Genomic DNA, 3,690 nt, shown 5'->3' with positions numbered 1-3,690 from the left:
GTACCGGTAGCCTGAGGCGCGTTCCGCGTCCACCGCGACCGGCCCGCTGCCGGCCGCCAGCCGCCCGACCGCCGCGGGCCCCGTGACCTCGGGCAGCTCGCCGTCGGGGAGCTCGCGGGCGCGCCGCACCGCCGCAAGCCACCGCGCGCCGTGCCGCCGCGCGTTGCGCGCGACGAACCCGCTGATGTTGTCCAGCTGCGGCAGGCTGGCAGGCAGCTGCCTGGCGGCCTCCACGATGGCCTGGTCGGACAGTATCCGCCGGGGCGACAGGTCCGCGTCCCTGGCGATCGCGTCCCTGGCCTCCCATAGCTCGCGGACCACCGCGAGCCCGCGCCTGCTGCGCACCTTGTGGATGCCGGACGTGCGGCGCCACGGGTCGGGCCGCGGCTGCGGCAGCGCGGCCGAAGCCACGGCGGCGAACTCCTGCCGCGCCCACTCCGCCTTGCCCTGGGCGGCGAGCTGGGCGGCGAGCGCGTGCCGCAGCTCGATCAGCACCTCCACGTCCAGCGCCGCGTACCTGAGCATCTCCTCCGACAGCGGCCGCAGCGACCAGTCGGCGGCGGAGTGCTCCTTGGCGAGCCGGTAGCCGAGGACTTCCTCGAGCATCGTGCCGAGCGCCACCCGCGGGTACCCGAGCAGCCGCCCGGCCAGCTCGGTGTCGAACAGCTGCCGCGGCCGGTAGCCGACCTCGGCCAGGCACGGCAGGTCCTGCGACGCCGCGTGCAGCACCGCCTCGGCGCCGGCGAGCGCCGCGTCGAGGCCGCTCAGGTCCGGGCACGCGATCGGGTCGATGAGCACGGTCCCTGCGCCCTCCCGGCGCAGCTGCACCAGGTAGGCCTTCTGCCCGTACCGGTAGCCTGAGGCGCGTTCCGCGTCCACCGCGACCGGCCCGCTGCCGGCCGCCAGCCGCCCGACCGCCGCGGCCAGTTCCCCTGGCGTGCTCGTGACGGGCGGCAGCCCGTCCGCCGGCTCGACCAGGTCGACGATCGCCCGCCCGGTGCCGGCCGGCTCACTGCCGGCCGGTTCGCCGCCGGGCAACCCGGTGCGGTCGTGCGCCGCCCCGTCGCCGGCCTGCGGCCCGGCTTGGTCACGGTCTGTCTTGCCAGGGCCAGGATCGCGGCCGGCCGTCACCGACGCCGCCGCCCGCCGGGGGACCTGGAGGGCTTGGCGGGCCTGGACGGCCTGGAGCGCCTGGCCGGCAGCGCCCGGGTCCCTGGTGGCTGCGCCGGCAGTCCCGCGGCGGAGACGATCATGTCGCACCAGGCGGCTACGCTGCCGCCGAGGTCATCCTGCTCCGGGCACCACGAGGCGCGCAGCTCGAACCCGGTCAGCGCCGGTTCGTCCTCCTTGGCGCCGAACCCCTCCGTGATCACCCGGGTCACGGTGCCGCTTGGCGCGGAATAGCCAGGCGCGTGGGAGTCGAGCGCGTCGGTCAGCCAGCTCCAGCCAACCTCGCCGAGCAGCGGGTCGGCGGCCATCTCCGGCTCCACGTCCGCGTGCACCTGCGCCACCAGGCGGAACACCCCGGTCCAGCCATCCTGGCCGTCGGGGTCGTACAGCAGCACGAGCCGGCCCGAGCCGACTTCTGTGCCGTCGCGGTGGGCGGTGGCGGCCATCGCGACCGCGAACGGCGCGAGCCGCCGCGGGGCCGGACAGTCCTCGAACGTGATGTCGCCCCGCACGTCGCCGATCGCGTCCCGGCCCGCCTGCAAGTCGGCCACCGCCGCCGCGAACACGGCCTCCGCGACCGCGGGCACGGCTTTCCTGTCAGCCTGCGTGCCTGCCCGTGCCGTCGCGGGCTCGTCCGCGAACCTCATGGCCTGAGCGTACGTCGCGCCGGGCAGGATGTGGCGCGCGGGCGTCCGGTTGGGCCTTCCGGTCCGCGTCGACGGCTACGCGGCACGGACGGGCCGGCGGGCGGGAACATCGGCGCTCTGGGTCCCCATGATGACCGCCGCGCCGCACGCCGGGCACGCCCACTCCGGGCACTCGCCGCCGGTATCCGGGCAATCGCCGAGGTGGATCTGCTCGAAGGGCTCGTCGCCACCACATCCGGGACAGTTGCCGAGCGGCTGGCTCATCGCCGTGCCCCCCTTCGCTGTGGATTCGCTCCGACCATGGACAGACTCGTCCCGATCTTGGCATGTACGCCCCCGTTTTCGCGGGATATCGCGCGGCGTGTCGCCGGAGGCGCCATCGGCGGCCGTGCCCGTTGTGAGAAGATCCGTGGGTGACCCAGCCCCAGATGACCTCCGCGTTTGTCCGCGCCTGCCGGAGGGAGCCGGTTGCCCGCACCCCCGTCTGGTTCATGCGCCAGGCCGGACGGTCGCTGCCCGAGTACCGCCGCATCCGGGCGGGCGTCCCGATGCTCGACTCGTGCACCAGGGCCGAGGTGATCACCGAGATCACCCTGCAGCCGCTGCGCCGGTACGACGTCGACGCGGCGATCCTGTTCAGCGACATCGTGGTCCCGCTGCGCGCGGTCGGGGTGGACGTGGACATCAAGCCGGGCGTCGGCCCGGTCGTGGACCGGCCGTTCCGCGACGCCGGCGACCTGTCCCGGCTGCGCCCGCTTGAGCCGTCCGACGTGCCCTACATCACCGAGGCGGTGCGGTCCCTGGTCGCCGAGCTGGGCGAGCGGCCGCTGATCGGCTTCGCGGGCGGGCCGTTCACGCTGGCGTCCTACCTGATCGAGGGCGGGCCGTCGAAGGACCATGACCGCACCAAGGCGCTGATGTACGGCGACCCGCGCCTCTGGCACAGGCTGCTCGGCGCCCTGGCGGGCATCGCGACCTCGTTCCTGCAGGTGCAGATCGCGGCCGGGGCGTCGGCCGTGCAGCTGTTCGACTCCTGGGTGGGCGCGGTCAGCCCGGAGGACTACCGGCAGGCGGTCCTGCCGCACACGAGCCGGATCTTCGCGGCGCTGGCGCCGGCCGGGGTGCCGCGGATCCACTTCGGCGTCGGCACAGGGGAACTGCTCGGCCTGCTCGGCGAGGCGGGCGCGGACGTGGTCGGCGTGGACTGGCGGATCCCGCTCGACGAGGCGGCCCGCCGGGTCTCGCCAGGCAAGGCGCTGCAGGGCAACCTCGACCCAGCCGTGCTGCTCGCGCCGTGGGACGTGATCGAATCACGCGCCCGCGAGGTGCTCACCCGCGGCCGCACCGCCGAGGGTCACGTGTTCAACCTCGGCCACGGCGTCCTGCCCGAGACCAACCCCGACACGCTGGCCAGGCTCGCCGACCTGGTCCACGAGGCCTCCGCCCGCACCCCCGCCTGACCCCCGCCACGCGCTCCCGCCGCCACCGCGCCTGCCCCCCGCCATTGCCCCTGACCCCGCCACGCGCATCCGCCACACCACCCCCAGCAGGCCGCGGGCGCGACGCACCCGCGTTGCCGGCGGGGCCCACAACGCCAAGCCTATTGGCGGTGGGGCCCCCACCGCCCAATGACTCCCCCGCCGATCGCGCCGTGCGGCACCCGGGCCGTATGGCGGGACCACTGTCCCTGCCGCGGGCGGTGCCGCCGGCGAAGTCTTGGCCGGGACAGTGCGAAGGGAGGTGCGCTATGCGAGTCCTGGTAACGGTCGGCTCGGCGCGTGGCGGCGCCGAGGGACTCGGCGAAATGGTCGCGGCGGACCTGCGCGCCGAAGGGCTCGACGTCGACATGAAGCCGCCGCGGCAGGTCGGCAAG

4 protein-coding genes are annotated in these 3,690 nt (G+C 75.2%); 1 reads left to right on the top strand and 3 read right to left on the bottom strand.

Annotation, left to right across the window (positions count from 1 at the left end):
* The 3 genes from Q1N79_RS20165 to Q1N79_RS20155 form a co-directional block, all read right to left on the bottom strand.
* A partial coding sequence (locus tag Q1N79_RS20165) for an HRDC domain-containing protein (RefSeq protein WP_300611183.1) occupies window positions 1-1,038 on the bottom strand: 1,038 nt, incomplete at its 3' end.
* 89 nt (window positions 1,039-1,127) lie between these two features.
* Complete coding sequence (locus Q1N79_RS20160; RefSeq protein WP_300611180.1) at window positions 1,128-1,817, bottom strand: DUF3000 domain-containing protein; 690 nt, start codon at window positions 1,815-1,817, stop codon at window positions 1,128-1,130.
* A gap of 75 nt (window positions 1,818-1,892) precedes the next feature.
* Complete coding sequence (locus Q1N79_RS20155) at window positions 1,893-2,081, bottom strand: hypothetical protein (RefSeq protein WP_300611178.1); 189 nt, start codon at window positions 2,079-2,081, stop codon at window positions 1,893-1,895.
* Window positions 2,082-2,245: 164 nt separating this feature from the next.
* Here Q1N79_RS20155 and hemE point away from each other — a divergent pair, with 164 nt between their 5' ends.
* The gene (hemE, locus tag Q1N79_RS20150; protein ID WP_300611182.1) at window positions 2,246-3,277 is read left to right on the top strand and encodes a uroporphyrinogen decarboxylase; all 1,032 of its coding nucleotides are present in this window, start codon (window positions 2,246-2,248) and stop codon (window positions 3,275-3,277) included.
* Window positions 3,278-3,690 lie beyond the last annotated feature (413 nt).

The sequence above is a fragment of the Trebonia sp. genome (genome assembly GCF_030042015.1).
Classification (GTDB): domain Bacteria; phylum Actinomycetota; class Actinomycetes; order Streptosporangiales; family Streptosporangiaceae; genus Trebonia.
This window is presented reverse-complemented; position numbering and strand designations above follow the sequence as displayed.